The sequence below is a fragment of the Larkinella soli genome (assembly GCF_003703975.1).
GTDB lineage: Bacteria > Bacteroidota > Bacteroidia > Cytophagales > Spirosomataceae > Larkinella > Larkinella soli.
This window is the reverse complement of the sequence record NZ_QTJY01000004.1, coordinates 211787-237405: the sequence shown is the minus strand read 5'-3', so window position 1 is coordinate 237405 and position 25619 is coordinate 211787. Positions and strand designations below refer to the sequence as shown.

Genomic DNA, 25619 nt, shown 5'->3' with positions numbered 1-25619 from the left:
TTTTACCAAGCCGCCGGATGCCGTAACTTTGGTTTTTGTGCACAACCGCCCGTATGCTGACGATCAAAGACAAAACCTTCGTTCCGTTTATCACCCAGGCCACGCTTGAAAACCGCATTACCCAACTGGCCGAACAGATCAATCAGGATTATAAGGATCGGGAACCGCTGCTGGTAGTCGTGCTGAACGGCGCTTTCATTTTTGCGGCCGAGCTGATGAAACAGCTCACCATCGCCTGCCGGGTTACCTTTATACGCGTCAGCTCCTATCATCAGACCGCTTCTACCGGAGTGATTCGGGAAATCCTGGGCCTGCACGAACCGCTGGAGGGCCAGGATCTTATCCTGATCGAAGACATCGTCGATACCGGCCTGACGCTCCAGAGGGTTTGCCGGCAACTCGGCGACCGGCAACCCGCCAGCATCGCCGTCGCTACGTTGCTCTTCAAACCGGATGCGCTGCAAGCCGACCTTTCGCCCGATTACGTCGGATTCTCGATCGAAAACCGGTTTGTCGTAGGCTACGGGCTGGATTATGACGGATTCGGGCGCAATACGAAGGAGGTTTTCGTACTGCAGGAGTAAGCCGGTCTCAGCGGTCCACCTCCCCCATCACCACGTCGATCGAACCGATAATGGCCACCAGATCCGCGATCATCGCGCCTTTCGAGATTTCCCCGATCACCGAGAGGTTGTGATACGAACAGGAACGCGCCCGGCAGCGGAACGGCACGTCGGAACGCCCGTCGGCCCGGAAGAAGAAGCCCAGTTCGCCCTTCGGAATTTCGCCCCGGATGTAAAATTCCTGCGCCTTCGGGCGGATTTTCTTCGGCACGAGGGCCTGCGGATCGAAGTCGCGGGTGCGTTTGAGATCGCCGGTGAGCTGCGTCAGACACTGCTCGGCGATCCGGACGGACTCCCAGCACTCCTGCACCCGCACGTAACTGCGGTCCCAGCAGTCGCCGAGGGTACCCATCTTTCCCTCCCCGATCGGCACGTCGAACTCCAGCTCCGGATACACCGAGTAGTTATCGATCCGGCGCAGGTCGTAGCGCAGGCCGGATCCGCGCAGCATCGGCCCCGTGCAGCCGTAACTGATCGCCACCGGCAGCGGAAGCACGCCCACATTGGCGGTCCGCTGAACGAAAATCTTGTTGTCGATCACCAGTTGCTGAAGCTCCAGCAGCTTAGGTTTCAAATACTTCAAAAATTCCCCGCAGCGTTCCTCGAACCCGACGGGCAGGTCGTAATACAGACCGCCGATCCAGATGTAGTTATAGAGCATCCGGGCTCCGCTCACCCATTCGAGCAGGCGCTGGAGGTGCTCGCGGTCGCGCATCATCCAGAGGAAGGGCGTGTAGGCCCCGATGTCCAGGGCATACGTGCCCAGTGCCACGAAGTGCGACGCCAGCCGGTTCAGTTCGGCCACCAGCACCCGGATGTATTCGACGCGCCGGCCGTCGGGCCGCGTCAGCAGGTCCTGGTCGATGCCCAGCATCCGTTCCACGCCCATGCAGAAAACGTGTTCGTTATTCATGGCGCCCATGTAGTCGAGCCGGTCGACGAACGGGATGGTCTGGTTATACGGCAGCGATTCAGCGTGTTTTTCGAAGCAGCGATGCAGGTAGCCCAGGTGCGGCACCACGTCGACCACCACCTCGCCGTCGGTGACCACCTCGAAGCGCAGCACGCCGTGAGTGGACGGGTGCTGCGGCCCCATGTTCAGGATCATCTCGCCGGGGGCCAGCGTGTCGAGCGTATATTTGTTCGGCTCCGACGCCTGGAAAACGCCGGGCTGGTATTCGTACTGGACAGTCGTAAGTCGCTCGGTCATTTTTTTTTACTATAATTCCCGGTCAAAAGTCAGACTCTGAAACCAAAAGTCAAAGTTCTCTCCGAAACAGAACTATAACCGGCTACAAATCATTACTTTTTAAGGAAAACTTTTGCGCTTGTTTTCGCATTTTCCTACCTTTGCGTTCCTGTTTGAGAAAATACGTACCGAAATGGCTAAGAAAGGCAATAGAATTCAGGTAATTCTGGAGTGTACGGAGCAGAAAGACTCGAATGTACCGGGCATGTCACGGTATATCACGACGAAGAACCGTAAGAATACTCCGAGCCGGATGGAACTGAAAAAGTACAATCCGTTTTTAAAGCGTGTAACCGTTCACAAAGAAATTAAGTAATTAAGCGTCATGGCAAAGAAAGTAGTTGCAACCCTGAAGAAAGAAGGTAGCGGCAAGAACTTCGCGAAGATCATCAAAGCCGTGAAGTCACCGAAAACGGGCGCTTATACCTTCCGTGAAGAAATGGTCCCGCTGGAAGAAGTCCAGGCGGCTCTGAAGAGCTGATCCGTTCTTCCATTCGAAGCATTATACAGAAAGTCCCGGCGAGGGACTTTTTTGTTTTTATATTTGTTTGAGAACTTAAACGCCGAATTCCTCCATACCGGGCGTTTACCATTTTATAGCACACACATGGGTCTGTTTGATTTCTTCTCCAAGGATAAGAAAGAGTCGCTGGATAAAGGGCTGGAAAAGTCGAAGGATAGCTTCTTCTCGAAACTCAGCCGGGCCGTGGTCGGAAAGTCGACGGTCGATGAGGAGGTGCTCGACGAACTGGAAGAAGTGCTGATCTCCTCCGACGTGGGCGTTGAAACCACCGTCAAGATCATCCGCCGGATCGAAGCCCGCGTCGCCCGTGAAAAATACGTCGGCACCGACGAACTCGACCGTATCCTCCGCGAAGAAATTGCCTCCCTCCTGGCCGAAAACAAATCGGTCGATCTCGACGACGATTTCTCCCTGCCGGCCGACAAAAAACCGTATGTGATCATGGTGGTCGGCGTCAACGGCGTGGGCAAAACCACAACCATCGGGAAGCTGGCGGCCCAGTTCCACAAACGCGGCCTCCAGGTCGTGCTGGGGGCCGGCGACACGTTCCGGGCGGCCGCCGTCGACCAGCTAAAGCTCTGGGGCCAGCGCGTGGGCGTACCGGTCATCGACCACGGCATGAACACCGACCCCTCAGCCGTCGCCTTCGACGCCATCAAAAAGGCCGTCGACATGAACGCCGACGTGGTCATCATCGATACCGCCGGACGTTTGCATACGAAGGTGAACCTGATGAACGAGCTGTCGAAGATCAAGCGCGTGATGCAGAAGTTCATGGCGGACGCTCCGCATGAAGTGCTGCTGGTGCTCGACGGATCGACGGGCCAGAACGCCTTCATCCAGGCCACCGAATTCACGAAAGCCACCGACGTGACGGCCCTGGCGATCACCAAGCTCGACGGAACCGCCAAAGGGGGCGTCGTCATCGGCATTTCGGACCAGTTCAAAATACCGGTCAAATACATCGGCGTCGGCGAAAAGATCGAAGATCTGCAAACCTTCAACAAAATGGAGTTCGTCGACTCGTTTTTTAAGAAAGTCTGAACCATGAATAGACGCTCCTCCTGTCGTTCGCGCCGGGCCTGCAACGCTTCGGCCTGGCTGATCCTTTTCGGTCTGCTGCTAGGCACAGGCTATCTGGCGTTCGGGCAGAAGAAAGCCGCTAAAAAGCCGTTTCAGGGCATCTGCGGCACGGTCGTATTCAAATCCGGCAACCTCATGCCCGGCCCCGACCGGCCCCAGGCCAAAGGCAAACCGGTGGTGCGGGAAATCCGGATTTATGAACTGACCCATAAGGACCAGACCGAAGCGGCAGATGACGGCTTTTATTCCGACGTAAAGACCCGGCTGGTCAAAACCGCCACCTCCGGGAAAGACGGTCGGTTCTGCGTGCGGCTGCCGGCCGGAACCTACTCGGTGTTCGTGAAAGAAGATAAGGGGCTTTACGCCAACCTGTTCGACGGTCAGAATAATATCAACCCGGTCACGGTGAAGAAAAACCGCCGGACCAGCCTCCCTTTCGAGATTACCCATCAGGCGGTATTTTAGTCGTCGATGACGACGATCCTGATCTTCCTGATCACCTTTCTGCCCTTCGGCTGGTTCCTCTACAAGGCGCTCCGGTTTACCGCCCGAACGCTCGGCGACGAATCGCCCCTGAAAACCCGGGTTTCCTTCACCATCACGCCCGGGTGGTATTTCAGCCGGATGCAGGTGGGGTTGATTCTGTTCCTCCTGAGCCTCTGCATCGGGCTGCTGTTTGTGATTCCCAACTTCCCGGTGGAAAAGCCGATTCACTCCCTGTATAAACTCCTTCTCTTTCTGATCGACTTTGCCCTGATTGGCCTTGCCGTTTTAGGACTCCGGCTGAAGACCGGCCGGCAGCTGTTCATCACCAATATGATGCCGACCCTCCAGTTTGCGCTCGATGAATATTTCGCCGGGGTGCCCATGACGGTCGAATACCAGAATATTCCGTGGATTCGGACGGAATAGCTTTCTCCTGAATTGTACTTTTCCGAACTTTGCAGAAAACACCGGTGTTGTCTCAGGGCGGTTTACGCTCCGGGCATTTAGCATTCTATTATTTTGAAAACAAAAGGCTTACGTACCAATAAAATCAATATCGTCACGCTGGGCTGCTCTAAAAACCTCGTGGACTCGGAGGTGCTGTATACTCAGCTGCGGGGCAACGGCTACAACGTGACGCACGAATCGAAGAAAGACGACGCCAACATCGTCGTGATCAATACCTGCGGCTTCATCGACAACGCCAAGGAGGAATCGATCAACACCATCCTCCGCTACGTCGACGCTAAGGATGCCGGCGTCGTGGATAAGGTCTATGTGACGGGATGTCTCTCCCATCGTTACAAGGACGAACTGGAGGTCGAAATCCCGACCGTCGATGCATGGTTCGGGACGAACGAACTGCCCCGGCTGCTCAAAACGCTCAAAGCCGACTATAAGCACGAGCTCGTCGGCGAGCGGCTTCTGACCACCCCTGCCCACTACGCCTACCTGAAAATTGCCGAGGGCTGCGACCGGCCCTGCTCCTTCTGCGCCATTCCGCTCATGCGCGGGGGACATGTCTCCCGACCGATGGAGGAACTGGTCAAAGAAGCGCAGTCGCTGGCCCGGCGAGGCACCAAAGAACTTATCCTGATCGCTCAGGACCTCACCTACTACGGCCTGGACCTGTACAAAAAGCGCAATCTGGCCGAGCTGATCGACCAGCTTTCCGGAGTCGCGGGCATCGACTGGATTCGCCTGCAGTATGCCTACCCCTCCGGCTTCCCGACGGATATACTCGACGTCATGCGCGAACGGCCCAACGTCTGCAACTACCTGGATATGCCGCTGCAAACCGGCTCCACCGACCTGCTGAAGCTCATGCGCCGGGGCATCACCCGGGAGAAAACCGAAGCGCTCATCCAGACCATCCGGGAGAAAGTGCCCGGCATCGCCCTCCGCACCACGCTGATCGTCGGCCACCCCGGCGAGACGGAAGCCATGTTCGACGAAACCTACGAGTTTGTGGAACGCATGCGTTTCGACCGGCTGGGTGTGTTCACCTACTCCCATGAGGAAAACACCCATTCATTCTCGATGCCCGACGACCTCCCGTCCGAAGTCAAGCAGGAACGCGCCGACGCCATCATGGAACTTCAGCAGAGCATTTCCTGGGACCTGAATCAGGAGCGGCTGGGCAAAACGTATAAGGTGCTTTTCGACCGGAAAGAAGGCGGTTATTTCATCGGCCGGACCGAGTTCGACTCGCCCGAAGTCGATAATGAAGTACTGGTTCCGGCCGTGCAGTATGCCCGCCTGGGCGACTTTGCCGACGTTCGCATTACGGAAGCCCACGAGTTCGATCTCTACGGCGAACTGATTTGACGAAAAGTGCCTGAAAAAGGCTTTCGGGGTGAATCGCTTGCGGCTCACCCTTTTTCATATATATTTGTTCTGCAAAGTTTGAATAAATATGAACCGAACCTATCTGGGCGAATTCGAGGAGCTGGTGCTGCTGACGGTCGCGCTGCTCGACGGCGGGGCCTACGGCATTACCATTCTCGAGGAACTGGAGAGGCAGACCGGCCGCATCGTGAGTCTGAGCGCCATCCATGCCACGCTCCAGCGGCTGGAGGAAAAAGGATTTCTGCACTCGGAGATGGGCGGAGCCACCGCCGAACGCGGAGGCCGCCGGAAGCGGTTTTTCAACGTCACGCCCGCCGGAAGCCGGGCGCTGGCTGAAATTCATACCACCCGGAATCACCTCTGGAATCTTCTTCCCAAAACCGGACTGGCATGAAGAAGGACCGTGACACCGGGAAGGCCTACCCACCCCGCTGGCCTGAACGCCTGCTGGATTGGTTTTATCCGGGCGACTCCATCGAGGAGATTCAGGGCGACCTGCAGGAGCTGTTTCAAAAGCGCCTGGAAACCGTCGGACCGGTGCAGGCCCGCCGGGAGTATGTGCTGACGGCCCTGTCGTTCCTGAACCCCTTCCGGAAAGCCCGACCCTTTCCGGAGCCTTCGTCGACCTTCTTCAACGGATTGTTCCGGAATCAGATGAAAATGGCCGTCCGGACGGCCTGGCGCAACCGGACGTATACCGCCATCAACGTGTTCGGGCTGGCTCTGGGCATGAGCTGCTGCCTGCTCATCGGTCTCTACCTGCTGGAAGAAACCCGCTACGAACGCTTCTGGCCGGCAGGCGAACGCATCTACCGGGTTAATCAGACGAACCATTTTGAGGAGGAACGGACGGCCGCCCTGGTTTCGGCGCCTGTCGGCCCGGCGCTGGCCCGGACGGTTTCGGGCGTCGAGGCCGTTACCCGTCTATTCAGCCGGGCCGGAAGTATGCTGTTCTCAGGCTCCGCCGGTTCCTCCCGCAAACTGTTTCAGGAGGAACACGTCACGTTTGCAGATTCTTCGTTCTTTCGGGTATTTGCGCTGCCGCTTTTGAAAGGAAGTCCGAACCGGGCGCTGGCCGCGCCGGGGAGCGTCGTTCTGTCGGAATCCGCAGCCCGCCGGTATTTCGGCAGCGGGAATCCAATGGGCCGGACCCTGCGGTTTGAAAACCGGGTCGATCTGACCGTTACGGGCGTTTTCGCCGACCTGCCGCGGGCGTCCGACTTCAACTATGATTTTCTGGTCGATTTTGAAACCCTCTACCGGGTCGAAGATCCCGGGGTTGCCGATTTCATCCGGACCAACTGGCTGTATAACCCGACGCAGACCTTTGCCCGCCTAAGCCCCGGAACCGACCCCGCCCGGATTGAAGCCCGGATGCCGGGCCTGCTGCGGCAGAGCGCCGACGAACGGGTAATGAAACACGTCCGGCTATCGCTCCAGCCGCTCCACGACCTCCATCTGTACTCCGCCGACATGCAGGGTTCCGGCGCTACCGGTAATATCCGCTATGTCCGGCTGCTGGCCATCATCGCCGGCATTACGCTGCTGATCGCCTGTTTCAATTTCATTAATCTGTCCACGGCGTATTCGCTTCGCCGGGCCAGAGAAGTGGGCGTACGGAAGGTGCTTGGGGCCATCCGGCTTCAGCTTGGCGGCCAGTTTCTGGGCGAGGCTCTCTTCCAGTGCGGGGTGGCCTGCCTGCTGGCTCTTTTGATGGCCTTCCTCCTGCTTCCCGGGCTGAACCACCTGGCCGAAAGGGCTTTCGGGACGGAGGATCTGTTCCGCCCCGGCCCGCTGCTGCTCTGGCTGGGTCTTTTCGGGCTGACGGGCCTGCTCTCCGGTGCCTATCCCGCCCTTTTTGCCTCCGGTTTCCGGCCGATTCAGAGTCTGCGGGGCACCGTCCACCGCGGCCGCCAGGGCGGAAGGCGGCTGCGTCAGGGGCTGGTCATTGCGCAGTTCAGCCTGTCGCTGGTGCTGATGACGGTGGCGATCGGCGTTTACCGCCAGCTGGATTATCTGAGAAGCAAACCGCTTGGATTTCAGAAAGAGCAGGTCGTGGTGGTTCCTCTGTTCGGAAGCGGGGGCGGCACCAGCATCTCCCAGGGCGTCGATCAGGCATTCCGGACCCGGATGAACCGCTTCGAACAGGCGGTTTCAGGGTTTAGTCGGATCAAAGGCATTTCGGCCGCGTCCGGAACGCCCGGCAGCGGCTTTGTGCGGTCGCTGGTGGTGCCGGAAGGCCGGACTGAAGCCGACAATATCTTTGCCTCCTGGCTGTCGGTCGATTATGATTTTCTGCCCACGATGAACATTCCGCTGGCGGCCGGGCGCAATTTTTCGAAACAGACCGGCACCGACCATCTTGACGCCTACCTCATCAACGAATCCGCCGTTAAAGCCTTCGGCTATCCGAATGCGGCCGCGGCCGTGGGCCGGCCGATTCAGCGCGGAGGGGAAGGCGGCCAGAAAGGAACGATCATCGGCGTTGTCCGGGATTTTCACTTCGACCCGCTCGACCAGCCCATCGACGCCCTGATCATCGACCTGAGGGTGAACCGGTTTACCGGTTTTGTGGTCCGCATCGCCCCCGAGCGGATGCCGGAGACGCTGGCCTTCCTGAAACGGGAGTGGGAAATGCTGTTTCCGGAGCGGGTTTTCGAATATTCGTTCCTGGACGAAGACCTGAACCGGCAATACCGGGTTCAGGAACAACTGAGCCGCCTGCTGACCTCCTTCTCCGCCCTTGCCCTGCTCATCTCCTGCCTGGGTCTGTTCGGGCTGGCGGCCTACCTGACGTTCAGCCGCACGAAGGAAATCGGTATCCGGAAAGTCATGGGAGCCGGAACGGTGGGGTTGGTTACCCTTCTCTCCCGGGATTTTATCCGGCTGGTGCTGATCGCCAATCTGGTGGCCGGGCCGGTTTCCTGGCTGCTGCTCGACCGCTGGCTGGCGGATTACGCCAACCGCGCTCCGCTGACGGGCTGGGTATTCGCGCTGGCCGGGGCCGGCACCCTCCTGCTCGCCTTCCTGACCGTGGCCTCCCAAACCCTTCGGGCCGCCCTGAGCAATCCGGTGGACAGTCTCCGCGATCTCTGAACAGCGGATGCGGGTGTTTTTTAATAATCCCCGGAAGGGCCGGGAAACCTTATGGGCCTTGTAACCGTTCGTGTATTCGTAACGCTTCCTCCGAACCATGCCAGACGTTTCTGTGTTGACGGACATAAATCACCCCAGTTTCATGGACTGTCAGTACCTTCCGCTATCGGCTACCGGCCAGTTTTCTTCTCTCTTTCTCGACTATATTTCCCAGCAAGATACCCTCCGACCCTTTTATAACCGGTTTCCGACCCTGGAAGCCTTCGCCGAGCAGGCAAAAGAACGGTCGTTCGACGATGAAAAACGGCAGACCCTCGTCCGGGTGCTGGAGCGGCAGTACCGGCACATCCCCGACAAACCGGATTTCTCCGTTCTGACCCAGCCCAACACTTTCACGGTGACGACGGGCCACCAGCTGAACATCTTCACCGGTCCGCTGTACATCCTCTACAAATGGATCACGACCGTCAATCTGGCGAAAAAGCTCAATCTGGCCTATCCCGAATACCGCTTCGTGCCGGTCTACTGGCTGGCCGCCGAAGACCACGACTTTGCCGAAATCAACCATTTCAGCCTGTTCGGGCGGAACTATACCTGGGAAACGGAGCAGCGGGGCGCCGTCGGCCGGATGAATCCGAAGGAACTGGAAGCCGTCTTCCGCGAGATGCCCGAGAAGCTGCCCCTGTTCGAGGAAGCCTACCTGAAACACGATACCCTGGCCGATGCCGTCCGGTGGTACGTCCACGAAATGCTGGGCGAACAGGGTCTGATCTGCATCGATCCCGACGACGCCGACCTGAAGCGGATGTTCATTCCGGTTATGAAGGATGAGCTGATGCACCACACGACGGGCGAAATCATCACGAAGACCTCGGAAGAACTGGAAACGCTGGGCTACCGGACCCAGGTGACTCCCCGGGAAATCAATCTGTTCTATCTGGATCATCAGCTGCGGGAGCGGATCGTCCTCGAAGACGACACCTATCGTGTGCTGCATACCGACCTGCGCTTTACGCAGGAGGAAATTCTGAAACTGCTTGACGAACACCCCGAGCGGTTCAGCCCGAACGTGGTGCTGCGCCCGCTGTATCAGGAAGCCATTCTGCCCAACCTGGCCTATATCGGCGGCCCGTCGGAGGTGCCGTACTGGCTCCAGCTGAAGGGTATTTTCGATCATTACCGACAGCCGTTCCCTTTTCTGTTCGCCCGGAACTTCGCCCTGTATGTGAACCCGGCCAGCACGAAGAAAATGGAAAAGCTGGGCGTGACGCCGGAAGAGCTGTTCTACGACGAGGTGAAGCTCCGTCGGTCGTACATTGAAAAAATTACCGAAAACTCCCTGCATCTTTCCGACGAAAAAGCCTGCCTGGAGCAGTGTTTCGGCGATATTCTGGCTAAAGCCGTCCGGGTCGACAAATCCCTGGAAGGGGCCGTTCTGGCCGAGAAAGCCAAGCTGCTGAATACCCTCGACAACCTGGAAAAGCGGCTGAAAAAAGCCGAGGAACGCAACCACGAAACGGTGGTCAATCAGCTCCTTACCCTGAAAAACAAGCTCTTCCCGAACGGCGGTATTCAGGAGCGCACCGAAAACTTCCTGAATTTTTATCTGAACGATCCCCGGTTCCTCGAAAAACTGCTCGACGCCTTCGAGCCGTTCGAGCAGCGCATGCTGATCCTGAAGGACTGACCGCATGACCAAAGCCGAGTTGCGAACCCACTATTTCGCGAAACGAACCGCCCTGTCGGAAACGGAGTGGTCGACGGCCTGTGATCGGATTAATGCCCGGTTTCTTTCCTGGTTCGAAGGCCATTTCGAGCCGACCCGTACCGATAGACCTCTGGTCATTCATACGTTTCTGCCCATCGTCAAAAACCGCGAGATCGACACCTGGCGCATCGTCCGGGCGTTGTGGAAGCAGTTCCCGCAGGTGCAGACGGCCGCCCCGGTGACCATCATAGCCTCGGGGCAGATGAACCATTACCGCATCGGTCCGGACACTGAATTCAACAACAGCCGCTACGGGATTCCCGAGCCGGTGCCGGACCCGAACCCCCTGCCGCCGACGGCCTTGGATCTGGTGCTGGTGCCGCTCCACTGCTTCGACCGCCGGGGCCACCGGGTCGGTTACGGGGGCGGGTATTACGACCGGTTTCTGGCCCGGTGCCGCCCGGATTGCCGGAAAATCGGCCTGTCGCTTTTCGAGCCGGTCGGGGCCATACAGGACGTGGATGCAGGCGACGTTCCGCTGGACGGCTGCGTGACGCCGGATGCCTTCCATTCACTTCAAATTAATTTATTTTGATTTAATAATTTTTTAATCGACTGCTTTCCAACCTTTGACGGTTCATCGTTGTCTTTCAGTATATTTCTTTCAAAAAGACTCGGCTTATGAAACGTCTTCTTCTCCTCCTGATGGCGGCCCCGCTGGGTGTGTGGGCGCAGCCGGAATCGCTCAAGCCCATCGAACACGAAAGCTGGCCGACCTATGTGCCGGGCCAATACGGACCCCGCCATTCCATTGCGTCGGCCTATTACTACGACGGCATCGAAGTGCGCCGGGTAACCGAACTCGGGAAATACATTCTGGCGTCGCAGGACCCCGATGCGATCGGCGAATACCGCAAGTTTATCCGGGCCCGCCATGCCGGCAGCGGGATGATGGCCGCCGGGGGCGTCCTGACGGTCGTAGGGCTATTTTTAGGGCCGACCCGCAAGTCGGAACCGCGCTCCGTCGTGCCGGGCAATCTGACCTACTACAACGGCCTCTATTACGGCAACGGCCAGGTGTACGGCGGCAACCCGTATGCGAACCGGCCCTCCTCCGATGTGCGGGAAGCCAATCCGGTCAGCTTCGGTCTGATCTTCGGCGGTCTGATGCTGGCGACGGCGGGTTATTTCGTCCAGACGCCGGGACTACACTTCCGGCGGTCGGTTCAGTATTACAACCGGGCGCTCCGCAACCGGGTGTCGATCCGGCTCGAACCGTACCGTGAGGCTACGAATACCGGGGTGGCGCTGGTAGCCAGATTTTGAAAATGAGCCGGTTATCCTGAAAAATATTTGTACTTTTTTATGGACATAACCCCCTGCCTTTGATCTTTTCTACTTAATTTTGCACCCAATTTTTACAATTTCTTTCACGTTAAACTGTTGGTGCAAAATGAAAATTGCAGTAGTAGGTTCAACCGGCCTCGTCGGTGGTGAGATCCTGAAAGTACTGGAAGAGCGTAACTTCCCGGTAACGGAACTGATTCCTGTCGCGTCGGAACGCTCGGTAGGTAAACAGATTACGTTCAAGGGTAAACAGGTTACGGTCGTCGGCTTCGAGGACGCCATCAAGGCCAAACCGGCTATTGCGATCTTCTCGGCCGGTGGCGGTACGTCGCTGAAACTGGCGCCCCTCTTCGCGGAAGCCGGTATTACGGTGATCGACAACTCCTCGGCCTGGCGGATGGACCCGACCAAAAAACTGGTCGTTCCGGAAATCAACGCCAACACGCTGACCAAAGAGGACAAGATCATCGCCAACCCCAACTGCTCGACCATTCAGATGGTGGTGGTGCTGAATCCGCTGCATAAAAAATACGGCGTAAAACGCGTCGTGGTTTCGACCTACCAGTCCGTCACCGGAACCGGGAAAGCCGCCGTCGATCAGCTCTTTGCCGAGCGCTCGGGCGACCATTCGACCGAGAAGGTGTACCCGCACCCCATCGACCTCAACGTGCTGCCCCATATCGACGTTTTCCTCGACAACGGCTACACGAAAGAGGAAATGAAGATGGTCAACGAGACGAAAAAGATTATGGGCGACGACTCCATTCTGGTCACGGCCACGACCGTCCGGATTCCGACCATCGGGGGCCATTCCGAGGCCGTGAACGTGGAATTCGGTCAGGATTTCGACGTAGCCGAAGTGAAGGAAATTCTGGAAGGCGCGGAAGGCGTCGTCGTGCAGGACGATCCGAAAAACTTCGTGTATCCGATGCCGCTGACGGCCCATGGCCGCGACGAGGTGTTCGTCGGACGCATCCGCCGGGACGAAAGCCGGCCTAATGCGCTCAACCTCTGGATCGTAGCCGACAACCTCCGGAAGGGTGCGGCCACCAACGCCGTCCAGATTGCCGAGTACCTGCTCGCAAACAACCTGGCATAAAAAAGAGTTAATACGATAAGTAAGCCCGTTGGCCTTCGTGCTGACGGGCTTTTTTCATTATTGGCTTATTCACACGTTATGAAAGATTATCGGTTTACATTTTCTCTGATCCTGACTGGTCTGGCGATGGGCGTGGAAAGCGTTTGTGCTCAGGAATCGCCGACCTTACCCAACTCCATGATTCAGGCCATCGGCCTGCAACCCGATACCACCCGGCCCGCGGCTCCGACCCGCCCCGACACCATCCAGTTCAATACCGCCGACCGGCCCGATACCGTCCGGACCGTGACGAATCCGGCTCCGGTTGCAACGGCTCCGGCCCTTTCCGATTCCACGCAGCCGGTCAGGTCCGCCCGGCCCACCCGTCAGCCGGCCACGGGTAACGCATCCGCCCGACCGGTTCCGGCCGACGCCGGGCAGGGCATCGGCCGCATCACCGGCCGGCTCGTGGCCCCGCAGGGGGGAAAGAATGCCCCCGTCGAGTTTGCCAGCGTCGGACTGTTCCGCTCGACGGATTCCAGCTCGGTTACGGGTTCGCTGACCGACGAAAAAGGCTTTTTCCAGATCAGCAACCTGGCGCCGGGTGCCTATTATCTGCTTATTCAAAGCCTCGGTTTTTCTAATAAGCGCATTCCGCGAATCGTGGTCAGCCCTGACAAACCGACGGCCGATCTGGGCAATATTTCGATGGCCGAAACCGCCAAACAGCTCCAGGAGGTAACGGTGCAGGGCCAGCGGCAGGCATATGAATACTCGCTCGACCGGAAGATCGTCAACGTCGATCAGCTGCCGATCGCGCAGGGCGGCTCGGCCATCGACATCCTCCAGAACGTGCCCTCCGTTACGGTGGACGTCGACGGGACGCTGAGCCTGCGCGGAAGCAGCAACGTGATCGTGCTGGTCGACGGCAAACCGTCGGGGCTGACCGGCCTGGACCGGCAGGCCATTCTGGAGCAGATTCCGGCCAGTAACATTGAACGCATCGAAATGATCACCAACCCGTCGTCACGCTTTGATGCCGACGGCGCGGCCGGAATCATCAACATCGTTCTGAAGAAAGAACGGGCCGCCGGCTTCAACGGCAGCGTACAGGTCAACGTCGGAACGCGCGATAAATACAACGCGTCGATCAACCTCAATTCCCGGTTTAAAAAGATCAATCTGTTCAGCAGCTACAACTTCCGGGCCGACCGCCGGTTCCAATACCGGATCTCGGACCGCCAGAATCTGTTCGGGGATTCGACCAGCTACCTGGCTCAGCGCAACGACGCCATCCGCCGGCAGGTGAACAACAACCTGCGGTTTGGTTTCGATTATACGCTCTCACCCCGCGACAATATCACGGCTTCCATCCTCTACCGGCCGGAATTTAGCCGCGACACGGAGGTCGAGACCTTCGACACCCAGAACGCCCGCCGGCTTTCGCTCGGAAAGACGTTGCGGACGACGGATGAAAGCGAACCCGAGCGGGGCCTCGACTATGCCTTCGGCTACCGCCGGACCTTCGCCAAAAAGGGCCGGGAACTCTCCTTCGACGCCACCCTGTCCAACAACCGGGGTACCGAACGCCAGGACTTCAACAACACGACCACGCTGCCCGACAGCCTGCTGACGCCCAACTTCCTGATCGGCCGGCAGCGGGCCGAAAACGAGCGTAATAACCGGGTGGCCGTCCTGCAACTGGATTTTGTGGAACCCATGAAGGAGAAAAAACGACTGGAAGCCGGGCTGAAACACACCTACCGCCGGCTGGGAGCCGACTATGTGTTCCAGAATCAGGAAGGGACGGCCTGGACGATCAACCCCAACATCAGCAACAACTTCATCTACGACGAGCGGACGAGCGCGGCTTACGTCAATTTCGGAAATGAATTCAAGAAAATCAGCTATCAGGTCGGGCTGCGGAGCGAATATACGGCCATCGCAACCGATCAGCGCACGACGAACCAGGTTGCTAAACGAGACTATATCTACCTGTTTCCGAGCGCTTTCGTCAACTATAACCTGAGCGATGCGCAGAAGATGCAGATCAACTATTCCCGGCGGATCAACCGGCCGTCGGTGCGTTCGCTGAACCCGTTCGTCGACCTGTCGGACCCGCTGAACATCCGGTTCGGGAACCCGCTGCTGAACCCGGAACTGGTCAACTCGTTCGAACTGAGCCACCTTTGGTACGGCAAAAGCACGTCGCTGACCTCGTCGCTCTTTTACCGCCAGACCAACAACGAGGTGACGACCTACCGGACGCTCCGCCCCGACGGCATCACGGAGCAGACTTCTCTGAACCTGAACCGCTCGCAGAATTACGGTCTGGAGATCGTGCTGAGCCAGGATATTACGAAATGGTGGAAAGCCAATGGGAATTTCTCCTTTTTCCAGCGGACCATTCAGGGCAGCGCCGACGTACCGGGCATCCTGACGCGTACCAACCGAAGCTGGACGGCCCGCGTTACCTCGAACATGAATCCGAAGCGGGGCACCGACATTCAGATCGCGGCCAATTACCGCTCGCCCTTCATCGTCGCGCAGGGCACGATCAAAGGCTTTTTCAATGTCGACGTCGGCGTCAAGCAGGAGGTATTGAAAGGACGCGGCACCGTCAGCCTGCGGGTGAGCGACGTCTTCAATACCCTTCAGTTCCGGAACGAAAGCTTCGGCCCGAACTTCGTCTCGACCAGTCGGAACAAGCGCGAAAGCCGCATCGGTTTCATCGGCTTCAGCTACCGGCTGAGCAGACAGGTCACCCGCGAACGGGATCGGGAGCGCGACCGGGAGGACAACAATTCGGGAGGAGAGGAAGAATTTTAAACACTCACCGGCCGTGCCGTTTCCCGCTATCGAATCGCCACCTCCGTCTCCGCGTCGAAGAAGTGGAGTTTGCCCAGGTCCCAGAACAGGTCGAGCGGCTGATCGGCCGGGATGGGGTAATCGGCGGAAAGCCGGGCGATGAAGCGCTGCGTTTCCAGCGGAAAATAGACCATCGTCTCGCTGCCCATGTTCTCGACGGCTTCGACGGGCACGAGCCGGCGAAAAAACCGCCGTTCGTTCGGCCCGGGGCGCCGGCGGATGTGTTCGGCCCGGATGCCCAGCACGACCGGTTTTCCCTGATAGGCCCGCAGGGTGGCGGCCTGCGGATATTCCGAAAGATCGATGCCCAGCATACCGCCCCGGCTTTCGAACCGGAGCGGGCCGTCAGCACAAATACGGCCGGGCAGAAAATTCATGGGCGGGGAGCCGATGAAGCCGGCTACGAACTGGTTGGCCGGATGGTTATAGAGGTTCAGGGGGGTATCCTGCTGCATGACGTCGCCGTTGCGCAGCACCACGATCCGGTCGCCGAGCGTCATGGCTTCCACCTGGTCGTGGGTGACATAGATCATCGTCGCGTTCAGTTCCCGGTGCAGTTTCTGAAGTTCGATGCGGGTCTGGCCCCGGAGCTTGGCGTCGAGGTTGGAAAGCGGCTCGTCGAACAGAAATACCTGCGGATTCCGGACGATGGCCCGCCCGATGGCGACGCGCTGCCGCTGCCCGCCCGACATGTCTTTCGGCCGGCGGTCGAGCAGGGTTTCGATCTCCAGCATCCGGGCGGCTTTTTCGACCCGCTGCCGGATTTCCTCCTTCGGTAACCCACGGAGCTTCAATCCGAACGCCATGTTCTCAAATACCGTCATGTGCGGATACAGCGCGTAGTTCTGGAACACCATTGCGATGTCGCGCTCGCTGGCCGGCACCTCGTTCACCCGGCGGTCGCCGATGTAGAGATGGCCGCCGGTGATGGATTCCAGCCCGGCGATCATCCGCAGCAGGGTCGATTTGCCGCAGCCCGACGGCCCCACCAGCACGACGAATTCCTTGTCTTTGATGTCGATGTTTACGTCTCTGATCACGAGCGGCCCTTTGTCGTAGGCTTTCGCAAGGTGTTCAAGTCTGACTCCTGCCATAGTGTTTCTGACCACACCCCCGGCCCCTCTCCTTGCCAAGGAGAGGGGCCGGGGGTGTGGTTTAATTACGGTATTTTTCCAGCGCCTTCATAACGCCGGGGTATTTTTCAAGCCGCTGGAAGGCCCAAAGCGCTTCGATCGTCGATTCGGCGCCGGAGTTTCGGTTGACGGCCGTGGCCGAGGTAATGCCGTCGAAACAACGGCCTGTGGCGGGGTCGTACATCTTCGTTCGGGCGGCATTGACCCCCAGAAACCATCCGGCCAGTTGAGCGGCCGTGTCCAGATACCGGGCTTCCTGCGTCTGGTCGTAGGCTTCGAGGGCGGACCAGATCATCGGCCGGACACCGTAGGCGATCTGCGCAAACCGCGACATTTTTTCGGCCCTGATGGTGTCCCCCGGTTTAATCACCGCAAATGACTCCAGAAAACCCTCTTTCAACAGATACGGGTAAAAATGGTCGATCTCCCGCCGGGCCGCTTCCACCCAGGCCGGTTTGTTCAGGGCCTTCCCGGCCCGGAGCAGGGCGTAGGCCTGATCGCTCCCGTAGGCATGCCAGGTCGTTTCAAAGCTCAGGAACGCGCCGTGCGGAAACTGCTGCGCATCGCCCTGCTGCATCGCCAGAATGCCTTCGCCCAGCAATTCGATCAGGCCCACCACCTGCGGATCGGGCGTATGCCGCCGATAGTTCAGGAGCCCGAGCATCATAATGGCGGCCTGGTCGGTCCCGGAGCCGTAGGGCAGCCATTTTGGGACGGACAGCCCCCCGATGAGGGTCATTTCCTTCGGTTTGTGGCCGAAGTCGCGGAGCATGACTTCGGCCAGCCGCCGGTTGGCGGTGTGGATACGACCGGCCAGAGCGGGGTCGGCTTTCTGAAAATATGGATAGGCTTCGGTCAGGTGCCAGAACGCCCGCCAGGACCACCAGTTGGGCTGATTCACGCTGGTCCGGAACGTGCGGTTGATGGTGTGGTCGGGCCATAAGAAGTTGTAGAAATATCCGTTGTCCGACTGGAGCCGAAGAACGAATTCCGTCAGCTTCCGCAGCTGGTCCTGCCGGTCGGCGCGGGTGGTCAGGTCCGGTTCGTGGAGCAGAAAAAGGGCCGCCCTTGACACGTCGTCGACACAGGTGAAGCCTTCGTCGGCGTCCGTGATGAGGTGATACTCCGGCGCATTGCTGTAAATGGCGATGGTCCCGACTTCGGCCCCGTTGGGCAGTCTGAAGGTCCGGTACAGATGCTCCAGATGGGCGGGATTCACCCAGCGGGTGGCCGGCGCCGGTTCCGCAGCGGGCGATTCCCTGTAAGAAAACGCCGGAAACAGCCCCAGAATCAGCAGGAGCCAGATACTCGACGGTCGTCCTGATAAATGCATTCGTTCAGTCTTTTAAGCCCGATGAAGCCATGCTTCGGATAAAATGCCGCTGGAAAAACAGGTACAGCACCACAATCGGGAGGGCCAGCATCACGGCTGCGGCAATCTTGACGCCCAGTTGTGCCTCGGCCCGCCCACCCACCGAAAACAGGGTCACCAGCTGCGGCATGGTCATGGTGGGTTCGTCGCGGATCACGATCAGCGGCCAGAGCGCTTCGTTCCACAAACCCATGAACGTCAGAATCGTGATGGTCAGGACGGTGGGCAGGATATTGGGCAGAAGAATCTGGAAGATGATCCGCAACTCCCCGCAGCCGTCGAGCCGGGCCGCGTCGATCAGCGCCTGCGGTAACCCCATGAATGCCTGCCGGAACAGCAGAATGGACAGTGAATTAAGCACAAACGGCATGATCAGCGCGAAATACGTATCCACCCAGCCCAGCTTCACCATGGAGATGTAGTTGGGAATCAGCGTGATCTGCATAGGCAGCGTCATCGTGAAGATGATCAGGTAAAAGATCAGGTTGCGGCCGCGAAACCGCATCCGGGCCAGCGCGTACCCCGCCATCGCCCCCGATACCAGCACCAGCCCCGTCGTCACGACCGCCACCAGCACGCTGTTCAGAAACGCCCGGCCCAGCGGGATTTTCGAAAACATGTTCACGTAGTTGCTCCACGTCGGCTCCACCGGCAGCAGCGTCAGCGAACTCAGCCCGTTTTCCGAGGACAGCGACGCACTGACCATCCAGATGAACGGATAGAGGAACGAGGCTGCCGCCAGCGTCAGAAGTAAGTATCGGAGCAATCGTCCCACGGTCGTATGCGGTCAATTTTCCTGTTCGATGTACCGGCGCTGGAGCATGACCACCCCCAGGATCAGCAGGGCGAAAAAGAAGCCCAGCGTGGCTGAATAACCCATATGATAGTACTGAAACGCCTGTTGATAAATGTACATGACGGCCGAGAGCGTACTGTTGAGCGGCCCGCCTTCCGTCATGATGTACGGCTCGATAAAAAGCGAAAACCCGCCGATGGTCGACAGCACCACCACCGTGAAAATGGTCGGGTTGATCATCGGCAGCGTAATGTACCGGAACTTCTGCCAGTCAGTGGCGCCTTCGAGATCGGCGGCTTCGTAATACTGCGCCGGTACGGTCTGGAGGCCGACCAGGAACAGAATGACGTACAGGCCGACGTTCTTCCAGGTAGCCATGACGGCGATTGAGTACATGGCGATGTCCGGATCGTCGAGCCAGGCCACCCGGGGCAGGCTGACGGCCGTCAGCAGCCGGTTCAGGAGGCCGAGGTTGTATCCCAGCAACTGCTGCCAGAGAATCGTCACGACTACCCCCGACACGATCACCGGCAGAAAAAAAGCCGCCCGGAAGAACGAGGCTCCCCGCACGGTCCGGTTCAGCAGTTCGGCCAGCGCCAGGGCCACCACGATCTGCAACGGGATATGGACCACCAGAAAGCGCAGCGTGTTGTAGATCGCCTGCCAAAAGAGCCGGTCTTTGAACAGCCGGACGTAGTTATCCAGCCCGATGAATTCCATCGGCGAAATAATGTTCCAGCGATGAAACGTCAGCACGACCGAAAACACGACCGGAAACGCCACGAACACCGCAAAGTGCAGGATATAAGGCGCCACCAGGCCGTAGGGTATCCATTTGTCTTTTCGCATATCAGTTGCCGAGTAACACATCCACCGCCCGGGCGGCATCCCGGACGGCCTCTTCGGGCGTCTTCCGGTCATACAGCACGCAGGCCTGGTATTCCTGCGAGATAATGTCGAACACCTCCACGATCACCTCGCAGTTGTCGACGCCCCGGATGTACTGCGCCTGCCGGGCGAACGGCACCAGTCGCGGGTTCTTCCGCAGGAAGCCGGCAAAATACGGGTCGCTGTTCAGCCCCTGACGACGTGGAAACTGGCCGGTCAGCTCCATCAGCCGGAGGTCGCCCGGCCGGTCGATCAGCGTCCGGACGAACTCCCAGGCGGCCTGCGGGTCCGGGCAGGTGTTGAAAATGACGATATTTTTCGGATCGCCGTACGTATACACCGGCCCCCGGTGATCGTCAGGCACGGGCATGGGGTACGTCTCGTATTCGAAACCGGGGTCTTTGAACTTCTCCAGAAAACCGATGGTCCAGGGGCCGGTAAACTGGGTGGCGATGCGCCGGGCCAGAAACGGGTCGCGCGTGGCTGAGAGCCGCTCGCGGGCGAAATAATCTTTCCGGTACAGTTCCTGCAAAAACCGGAAGACCTCCACCGCATACCGGTTATTGAAAGCCGCCCGGTTGTCGGCGATCAGCGGAGCGCCGTTCGACGCGGCCAGGTAAAGCGGGTAAAAGTTGAAAAGCCGCTGATACCAGATCGGTTTCACTTCCGTGTAGCCCAGCCACTGGTCGGTATAGCCGTCATGGTTCCGGTCGAACCGGAACTGCGCCCCGGCTTTCAGGTATTCCGAGTAGGTATAAGGCGGCTGCGGGGCCCGGCGGGCGGCCAGGGCGCGGGGGTTGCAGAGGGTCATGATCGGGTTCACCTTCCACGGTACCTGATAGATGTGTCCGTCGGTCGAGGTAATTTCGCGGATCATGCTGCTGTCGCAGCGGGTGCGGATAAAGTCCAGGAAGCCCTTTAGCGTGTCGAGCGGCACCAGGACCTTCGCCCGGGCGTACATCTCGACGTTGCCCTGCCACAGGTTGGCGTAGATGTCGGGCGTGGTCTTGCCGACCACCGACGCCAGAATGATTTCCTCGCTCGACTGTCCTTCCGGAATGGGCTGGAACCGCAGCGGTTTGTCGGGTCGCCGGCGCTGCCATTGTTCCGTAAACTCCTTCGCAAAGGCAATCTCCCCGGCGTTGTTCGAACACCAGAACACCAGCGTGCGGTCGGTAGTCCGGCGCTCGCAGGCCGGCACGAGCAGGACAGAAAGCAGGAGCAGGTATCTCATCCGGTTTCAGATTAACAAAAGGGTTGTTCCGCTACCCGGTACGGATTGCGAAATAACCCCTTTCCCGCAAGAATCAAAATCCGCTACTGCTCTTCGACGTTCCCGGCACCCAGTTCCTGAAACAGCGTCTGCCAGTATTGGGTGACGGCCGGGTTGTTCTGTTTGACGGAAGCGTTCGGCTCAAAGGGCAGAATCATGGTAATGTCGGGGCTGCCGATGGTGTATTGCTTCAGCTTTTCGGCATCGGCTTTGGCCCACGTTTCGGCCTGGGCGTTGTCTTTGGGAGGAGTCTTATGAAAGTCCCGGCGACCGGCGCGGTAGACGCTCTCGACCATATCGCTCAGGTAATATATCTTCACGGCCGCTCCGCTCTCATTGGCTCTGGCGATGACGGGCAGGCTGGCCTGAATGTCGGTTTCCTTTCCGGACGCCGAATGGTTGGGCGTGGCCAGTTGCTGGAGAACCCGTTGCCGGATGGCGGCCTTCTCCCGGCCCAGCGACAGGTCGAAGGCGGTCTGGGCGGCTTCCTGGTCGGTGGCGTTGGCGTTGTCGGCCACCTCCAGCTCGGAGCGGGTGGTCAGCGATAACGCGCGGGCCTTGGAGGTATTCTCGTGGATCAGATAGACCTCCAGCTTATCCCCTTTCGTGTGGATGTTCTGCTCGACGATGTCGTTGATGGCCTGCTGGTATTTCTGGGTCACGAAGGTCTTGTTCTCATTGACGCTCCGGGACTTATCCAGGAAAATGAGGGTGTAGGTCGGCTCCGGCTTCCTGGTGGAGGGGTCCGATTCCCTGCCGTTTTCCGACGAGCAGGCGGCAACGGTCAGGAGCAGTAGGCAGCTTTTCAGGATGATTTTCATAAAACAAAGACCGTTGAAATGGCGGCCCGGTTTCTTCCAACCAACGAGACGGCGGGGGAATTTGTTTCGTTGACCCTCATTAGTTTACGGCCAACCTGCGTATCTTGCCCTCCAGGCTCCATCAACCCGATCCTTCCTTTATGAAGAAGACTTTTATCCGCCGGATAACGGTTTGTCTGCTCCTTTCCGTCTGGTTTTCGCCCCTTTTTGCCCAGATTCCGAAAGCTCCCGCCCGCAAGGAGGGCGACGGCCCGCATAACCGCCTGATCATCCGGGGCGTTACGCTCGTCAACAGCACGGGCGCCCCCCCGGTCGGCCCGGTCGACATCGTGGTTGAAAAGAACCGGATCGCCCAGATCCGGCAGGTCGGGTATCCGGGCGTAACGGTGGACCCCAAAAACCGCCCGCAGGCCGGCCCGGGCGATAAGGAACTGAACTGCGAAGGCATGTATCTGATGCCGGGATTCGTCGATATGCACGGCCACATCGGCGGGCAGGCGCAGGGCACTCCGGCGGAATACGTCTTCAAACTCTGGCTGGCCCACGGCATCACTACCATCCGCGACCCCTCCTGCGGCAACGGTCTGGACTGGGTGCTCGAACACCGCGCCAAAAGCGAGCGGAACGAGATCACCGCGCCCCGCATCAAAGCCTATACGGTGTTCGGGCAGGGCGCGAAAGCCCCCATCACCACCGCCGAGCAGGCCCGCGAGTGGGTGCGCGAAAACGCGAAGAAAGGCGCCGACGGTATTAAGTTCTTCGGGGCCGAACCGGAGGTGTTCCGGGCCGCTCTGGATGAAAACCGGAAGCTGGGACTGCGGTCGGCCTGTCACCACGCCCAGCTCGAAGTGGCCCGGATGAACGTGCTGGCCACGGCCAAAGCCGGCCTGACCACCATGGAACACTGGTACGGCCTGCCCGAAGCCCTGTTCGAAGACAAGACGATCCAGAACTACCCGGCCGACTATAATTACAACAACGAACAGAACCGCTTCGAGGAAGCCGGCAAGCTCTGGCAGCAGGCCGCCAAACCCGGCACCGAAACCTGGAACCGGGTGATGGACGAACTGATTGCCATGGATTTCACCATCGACCCGACTTTCAATATCTACGAAGCCAACCGGGAACTGATGCTGACCCGCCGGGCCGAATGGCACGACGAATATACCCTCCCGGCCCTCTGGCGGTTCTATGGCCCGAGCCGGATCAGCCACGGGTCCTACTGGCATAACTGGGGCACCGAACAGGAAGTGACCTGGAAGCGGAATTACCAGCTCTGGATGGCGTTCGTAAACGAATACAAAAACCGGGGCGGCCGGGTCACGACCGGCTCCGACTCCGGTTTCATCTACCAGCTGTACGGCTTTGCCTACATCCGGGAACTGGAACTGCTACGGGAAGCCGGTTTCCATCCGCTCGAAGTGATCCGGGCCGCTACCCTGAAAGGGGCCGAAGCCCTCGGCATGGCGAGTCAGATCGGTTCCGTGGAGATAGGGAAGCTCGCCGACTTCGTCATTGTGGAGGAAAACCCGCTGGCCAACCTGAAAGTCCTCTACGGCACCGGGGCCATTCGCCTGAATGAGAAAAATGAGGTGGTCCGGGCCGGCGGGGTGAAATACACCGTGAAAGACGGTGTCGTCTACGACGCCAAACAACTGCTCGCCGACGTGCGCCGGATTGTGGCCGAAGCCAAGCAGAAAGAAGGCTTCGAGATCACCCAGCCGGGCGTGCCTCCGAAAGCCGGAAAGCTGTCGGGCGGAAAGCAATGAAGGCGGAAGCCTGCCCGCTGCCAGCCCTCTACAGCTTAAAAAGAACTTACGGCTTATTACTGTCGACGACCAGCCGGGCATCCCGGTTCGCCACTTCCCAGGCGGTGAAGAAGACGAGCCGGGCGGATTTTTCGGCCAGCTCGAAGTTGATCTTCTCCACGTCGTCGGTAGGGCGGTGGTAATCGGCGTGAAGGCCGTTGAAGTAGAAGATGATGGGAATTTTGTGCTTGGCGAAATTATAGTGGTCGGAGCGGTAGTAAATCCGTTCGGGATCGGTCGGCTCGTTGTATTTATAATCCAGTTCCAGCATGGTGTGTTTCCGGTTCACGTCTTCGCTGATCTTGTGCAGATCGGACGAGAGTTTGTCGGAGCCGATCACATAAATGTAGTTGTCCGATTTACCCTGGTGCAGGTCATCCACCCGACCCACCATGTCGATGTTCAGGTCGCAGACGGTATTGGCCAGCGGCAGCACCGGGTTCACGTCGGCGTAGTACTCCGACCCCAGCAGTCCCTTTTCTTCGCCCGAAACCGCCAGGAACAGGAGGCTCCGGCGTGGGCCGTTTCCTTCGGCTTTGGCTTTGGCGAACGCCTGGGCGATTTCCAGGACCGATACCGTCCCGGAGCCGTCGTCGTTGGCGCCGTTGTTCACCTGACCGTCAGGGTTGACGCCGATGTGATCGTAATGCGCCGAGATAATCACGACTTCGTCTTTTTTATCGGTTCCTTCCAGAAAACCCAGCACGTTGCTGCTTTCGACGGTTTCGTCTTTGCGTTCGGCTTTCAGAGCGATTTTGCCCTTAAGGCTTCCGGCGGTGGTTTTGCCGGTTTTGGCGATCTTATCGAGGGCGGTCTGCCATTTGGATTCGGTCGTGTTCAGCAGGGATAGCGCCATGTCTTTCGTCACCAGAAAAGTCCCGACCGCCCCGATCTTTTCCGATACCGGTTGCAGATTCAGGCGATTGAAGCGGCCCATCAGCGCACTCCGTTCGGCGATCAGCCGGCGAAATCCTTCGGCGTTCTCGGCAGAAACGATAAAAATCTGGGCGGCTCCTTTGTCTTTGGCTAACGTCACTTTCTTGCGCCAGCTGTCCTCCCCGCCCCATTCGGAGGCTTCGGCGGAGTTGGTAACGGCCGAGTGGCCGTTGGCTTTCTTCGGCTCGCCCTCGAGCATCACGACGGCTTTTCCTTTTACGTTCAGCCCGGCGTAATCATCATAGTTCCCGGTGCTGATGCCGTAGCCCGCAAACACCGTTTCGAAGGGCGCTTCCTGCATGACGCCGAACAGCCCGTTGACGATAAAGTCTTTCGGATACGTGAAGACCTTGCCGCCCGCTTTCACGTAGAAATCTCCCCAGGTTTTCCGGTAGAGTTTAAAATGCTGAAGGTAAGCGGCTTTTCCGTCCGGCACGGGCACGATGGGCTTGAGCCCTTCGGCGCTGAACTGTTCGGAAATATACTCGGCGGCTTTTCGCTGGCCGGGCGTTCCGGTTTCGCGGCCCTGCATATCGTCGGCGGCCAGCACCCGCAGGTGTTTTTCAAGGTCGGCGGCCTGAATGGTCCGGGCGTAATCAGTGGCGGTCTGTCCCGACACGGCCTGAACCCACAGCAGAAAACCCGCACTGAGAATCAATGATTTCATGGGTATGTTGAGAAGA

General features: G+C 58.7%; 23 protein-coding genes. 15 read left to right on the top strand and 8 right to left on the bottom strand.

The genetic code is table 11. The features are described from left to right. Nucleotides 1-53: 53 nt before the first annotated feature. Nucleotides 54-584: a hypoxanthine phosphoribosyltransferase gene (gene hpt, locus DX909_RS12705; protein WP_128545556.1), complete on the top strand. Its 531-nt coding sequence runs from the start codon at nucleotides 54-56 to the stop codon at nucleotides 582-584. A gap of 7 nt (nucleotides 585-591) precedes the next feature. Here hpt and DX909_RS12700 read toward each other — a convergent pair whose 3' ends face one another. Beyond that, nucleotides 592-1833, bottom strand: a complete 1242-nt coding sequence (locus DX909_RS12700) for an NADH-quinone oxidoreductase subunit D (RefSeq protein ID WP_128545555.1) — start codon at nucleotides 1831-1833, stop codon at nucleotides 592-594. Nucleotides 1834-2005: 172 nt separating this feature from the next. Here DX909_RS12700 and rpmG point away from each other — a divergent pair, with 172 nt between their 5' ends. The 13 genes from rpmG to DX909_RS12635 all read left to right on the top strand — a co-directional run bounded on the left by rpmG (nucleotide 2006) and on the right by DX909_RS12635 (nucleotide 15870). Then, nucleotides 2006-2188, top strand: a complete 183-nt coding sequence (gene rpmG, locus DX909_RS12695) for a 50S ribosomal protein L33 (RefSeq protein WP_128545554.1) — start codon at nucleotides 2006-2008, stop codon at nucleotides 2186-2188. A 9-nt stretch (nucleotides 2189-2197) separates the two neighbouring features. Next, a complete protein-coding gene (locus DX909_RS12690) occupies nucleotides 2198-2353 on the top strand; it encodes a DUF4295 domain-containing protein (RefSeq protein WP_128545553.1) in 156 nt (51 codons plus the stop codon). 126 nt (nucleotides 2354-2479) lie between these two features. Next, a complete protein-coding gene (gene ftsY / locus DX909_RS12685; RefSeq protein WP_128545552.1) occupies nucleotides 2480-3439 on the top strand; it encodes a signal recognition particle-docking protein FtsY in 960 nt (319 codons plus the stop codon). A gap of 3 nt (nucleotides 3440-3442) precedes the next feature. Further along, nucleotides 3443-3943, top strand: a complete 501-nt coding sequence (locus DX909_RS12680; protein WP_229311031.1) for a carboxypeptidase-like regulatory domain-containing protein — start codon at nucleotides 3443-3445, stop codon at nucleotides 3941-3943. Between the two features lie 6 nt (nucleotides 3944-3949). Then, nucleotides 3950-4390 (top strand): hypothetical protein, encoded by a 441-nt coding sequence (locus tag DX909_RS12675; protein ID WP_128545551.1) that lies wholly within the window; start codon nucleotides 3950-3952, stop codon nucleotides 4388-4390. 93 nt (nucleotides 4391-4483) lie between these two features. Beyond that, on the top strand, nucleotides 4484-5791 hold the full coding sequence (gene rimO, locus DX909_RS12670) for a 30S ribosomal protein S12 methylthiotransferase RimO (RefSeq protein ID WP_128545550.1): 1308 nt from the start codon (nucleotides 4484-4486) through the stop codon (nucleotides 5789-5791). Between the two features lie 88 nt (nucleotides 5792-5879). Then, nucleotides 5880-6206, top strand: a complete 327-nt coding sequence (locus DX909_RS12665) for a PadR family transcriptional regulator (RefSeq protein WP_128545549.1) — start codon at nucleotides 5880-5882, stop codon at nucleotides 6204-6206. Continuing rightward, on the top strand, nucleotides 6203-8908 hold the full coding sequence (locus DX909_RS12660) for an ABC transporter permease (protein WP_128545548.1): 2706 nt from the start codon (nucleotides 6203-6205) through the stop codon (nucleotides 8906-8908). The genes DX909_RS12665 and DX909_RS12660 overlap by 4 nt, the downstream gene beginning before the upstream one ends. A gap of 142 nt (nucleotides 8909-9050) precedes the next feature. Next, nucleotides 9051-10595, top strand: coding sequence for a bacillithiol biosynthesis cysteine-adding enzyme BshC (gene bshC / locus DX909_RS12655; RefSeq protein WP_128545547.1), 1545 nt, complete (start codon nucleotides 9051-9053; stop codon nucleotides 10593-10595). Between the two features lie 4 nt (nucleotides 10596-10599). Then, a complete protein-coding gene (locus DX909_RS12650; protein ID WP_128545546.1) occupies nucleotides 10600-11211 on the top strand; it encodes a 5-formyltetrahydrofolate cyclo-ligase in 612 nt (203 codons plus the stop codon). A gap of 86 nt (nucleotides 11212-11297) precedes the next feature. Further along, the gene (locus tag DX909_RS12645) at nucleotides 11298-11942 is read left to right on the top strand and encodes a hypothetical protein (RefSeq protein WP_128545545.1); all 645 of its coding nucleotides are present in this window, start codon (nucleotides 11298-11300) and stop codon (nucleotides 11940-11942) included. 127 nt (nucleotides 11943-12069) lie between these two features. Next, nucleotides 12070-13062, top strand: a complete 993-nt coding sequence (locus DX909_RS12640) for an aspartate-semialdehyde dehydrogenase (RefSeq protein WP_128545544.1) — start codon at nucleotides 12070-12072, stop codon at nucleotides 13060-13062. Between the two features lie 78 nt (nucleotides 13063-13140). Beyond that, nucleotides 13141-15870 carry a TonB-dependent receptor gene (locus DX909_RS12635; protein WP_229311030.1) on the top strand — a complete coding sequence of 910 codons (2730 nt, stop codon included), beginning with the start codon at nucleotides 13141-13143 and terminating at the stop codon, nucleotides 15868-15870. Between the two features lie 26 nt (nucleotides 15871-15896). Here DX909_RS12635 and DX909_RS12630 read toward each other — a convergent pair whose 3' ends face one another. The 6 genes from DX909_RS12630 to DX909_RS12605 form a co-directional block, all read right to left on the bottom strand. Continuing rightward, nucleotides 15897-17003, bottom strand: coding sequence for an ABC transporter ATP-binding protein (locus tag DX909_RS12630; protein WP_128545543.1), 1107 nt, complete (start codon nucleotides 17001-17003; stop codon nucleotides 15897-15899). 61 nt (nucleotides 17004-17064) lie between these two features. Beyond that, nucleotides 17065-18375: a hypothetical protein gene (locus DX909_RS12625; RefSeq protein WP_128545542.1), complete on the bottom strand. Its 1311-nt coding sequence runs from the start codon at nucleotides 18373-18375 to the stop codon at nucleotides 17065-17067. 4 nt (nucleotides 18376-18379) lie between these two features. Next, a complete protein-coding gene (locus tag DX909_RS12620) occupies nucleotides 18380-19189 on the bottom strand; it encodes a carbohydrate ABC transporter permease (RefSeq protein WP_128545541.1) in 810 nt (269 codons plus the stop codon). A 12-nt stretch (nucleotides 19190-19201) separates the two neighbouring features. Continuing rightward, nucleotides 19202-20059: a carbohydrate ABC transporter permease gene (locus DX909_RS12615; RefSeq protein ID WP_229311029.1), complete on the bottom strand. Its 858-nt coding sequence runs from the start codon at nucleotides 20057-20059 to the stop codon at nucleotides 19202-19204. A gap of 1 nt (nucleotide 20060) precedes the next feature. After that, the gene (locus DX909_RS12610; RefSeq protein ID WP_128545539.1) at nucleotides 20061-21332 is read right to left on the bottom strand and encodes an extracellular solute-binding protein; all 1272 of its coding nucleotides are present in this window, start codon (nucleotides 21330-21332) and stop codon (nucleotides 20061-20063) included. 83 nt (nucleotides 21333-21415) lie between these two features. Next, the gene (locus tag DX909_RS12605) at nucleotides 21416-22192 is read right to left on the bottom strand and encodes a hypothetical protein (RefSeq protein ID WP_128545538.1); all 777 of its coding nucleotides are present in this window, start codon (nucleotides 22190-22192) and stop codon (nucleotides 21416-21418) included. Nucleotides 22193-22332: 140 nt separating this feature from the next. Between DX909_RS12605 and DX909_RS12600 the strand changes: the two genes are divergently transcribed. Then, nucleotides 22333-23961: an amidohydrolase family protein gene (locus DX909_RS12600; RefSeq protein ID WP_128545537.1), complete on the top strand. Its 1629-nt coding sequence runs from the start codon at nucleotides 22333-22335 to the stop codon at nucleotides 23959-23961. A 46-nt stretch (nucleotides 23962-24007) separates the two neighbouring features. Here the strand turns inward: DX909_RS12600 and DX909_RS12595 are convergent, their stop codons facing one another. Beyond that, a complete protein-coding gene (locus tag DX909_RS12595) occupies nucleotides 24008-25603 on the bottom strand; it encodes a M28 family peptidase (RefSeq protein WP_128545536.1) in 1596 nt (531 codons plus the stop codon). Nucleotides 25604-25619: the final 16 nt, after the last annotated feature.

Excerpts from the sequence above, each read along its gene's own strand:
- hpt (WP_128545556.1), top strand. The coding sequence starts at position 54 with ATGCTGACGATCAAAGACAAAACCTTCGTTCCGTTTATCACCCAGGCC.
- DX909_RS12700 (WP_128545555.1), bottom strand. The coding sequence starts at position 1,833 with ATGACCGAGCGACTTACGACTGTCCAGTACGAATACCAGCCCGGCGTT.
- rpmG (WP_128545554.1), top strand. The coding sequence starts at position 2,006 with ATGGCTAAGAAAGGCAATAGAATTCAGGTAATTCTGGAGTGTACGGAG.
- DX909_RS12690 (WP_128545553.1), top strand. The coding sequence starts at position 2,198 with ATGGCAAAGAAAGTAGTTGCAACCCTGAAGAAAGAAGGTAGCGGCAAG.
- ftsY (WP_128545552.1), top strand. The coding sequence starts at position 2,480 with ATGGGTCTGTTTGATTTCTTCTCCAAGGATAAGAAAGAGTCGCTGGAT.
- DX909_RS12680 (WP_229311031.1), top strand. The coding sequence starts at position 3,443 with ATGAATAGACGCTCCTCCTGTCGTTCGCGCCGGGCCTGCAACGCTTCG.
- DX909_RS12675 (WP_128545551.1), top strand. The coding sequence starts at position 3,950 with ATGACGACGATCCTGATCTTCCTGATCACCTTTCTGCCCTTCGGCTGG.
- DX909_RS12665 (WP_128545549.1), top strand. The coding sequence starts at position 5,880 with ATGAACCGAACCTATCTGGGCGAATTCGAGGAGCTGGTGCTGCTGACG.
- DX909_RS12660 (WP_128545548.1), top strand. The coding sequence starts at position 6,203 with ATGAAGAAGGACCGTGACACCGGGAAGGCCTACCCACCCCGCTGGCCT.
- bshC (WP_128545547.1), top strand. The coding sequence starts at position 9,051 with ATGGACTGTCAGTACCTTCCGCTATCGGCTACCGGCCAGTTTTCTTCT.
- DX909_RS12650 (WP_128545546.1), top strand. The coding sequence starts at position 10,600 with ATGACCAAAGCCGAGTTGCGAACCCACTATTTCGCGAAACGAACCGCC.
- DX909_RS12645 (WP_128545545.1), top strand. The coding sequence starts at position 11,298 with ATGAAACGTCTTCTTCTCCTCCTGATGGCGGCCCCGCTGGGTGTGTGG.
- DX909_RS12640 (WP_128545544.1), top strand. The coding sequence starts at position 12,070 with ATGAAAATTGCAGTAGTAGGTTCAACCGGCCTCGTCGGTGGTGAGATC.
- DX909_RS12635 (WP_229311030.1), top strand. The coding sequence starts at position 13,141 with ATGAAAGATTATCGGTTTACATTTTCTCTGATCCTGACTGGTCTGGCG.
- DX909_RS12630 (WP_128545543.1), bottom strand. The coding sequence starts at position 17,003 with ATGGCAGGAGTCAGACTTGAACACCTTGCGAAAGCCTACGACAAAGGG.
- DX909_RS12625 (WP_128545542.1), bottom strand. The coding sequence starts at position 18,375 with ATGCATTTATCAGGACGACCGTCGAGTATCTGGCTCCTGCTGATTCTG.
- DX909_RS12615 (WP_229311029.1), bottom strand. The coding sequence starts at position 20,059 with ATGCGAAAAGACAAATGGATACCCTACGGCCTGGTGGCGCCTTATATC.
- DX909_RS12610 (WP_128545539.1), bottom strand. The coding sequence starts at position 21,332 with ATGAGATACCTGCTCCTGCTTTCTGTCCTGCTCGTGCCGGCCTGCGAG.
- DX909_RS12605 (WP_128545538.1), bottom strand. The coding sequence starts at position 22,192 with ATGAAAATCATCCTGAAAAGCTGCCTACTGCTCCTGACCGTTGCCGCC.
- DX909_RS12600 (WP_128545537.1), top strand. The coding sequence starts at position 22,333 with ATGAAGAAGACTTTTATCCGCCGGATAACGGTTTGTCTGCTCCTTTCC.
- DX909_RS12595 (WP_128545536.1), bottom strand. The coding sequence starts at position 25,603 with ATGAAATCATTGATTCTCAGTGCGGGTTTTCTGCTGTGGGTTCAGGCC.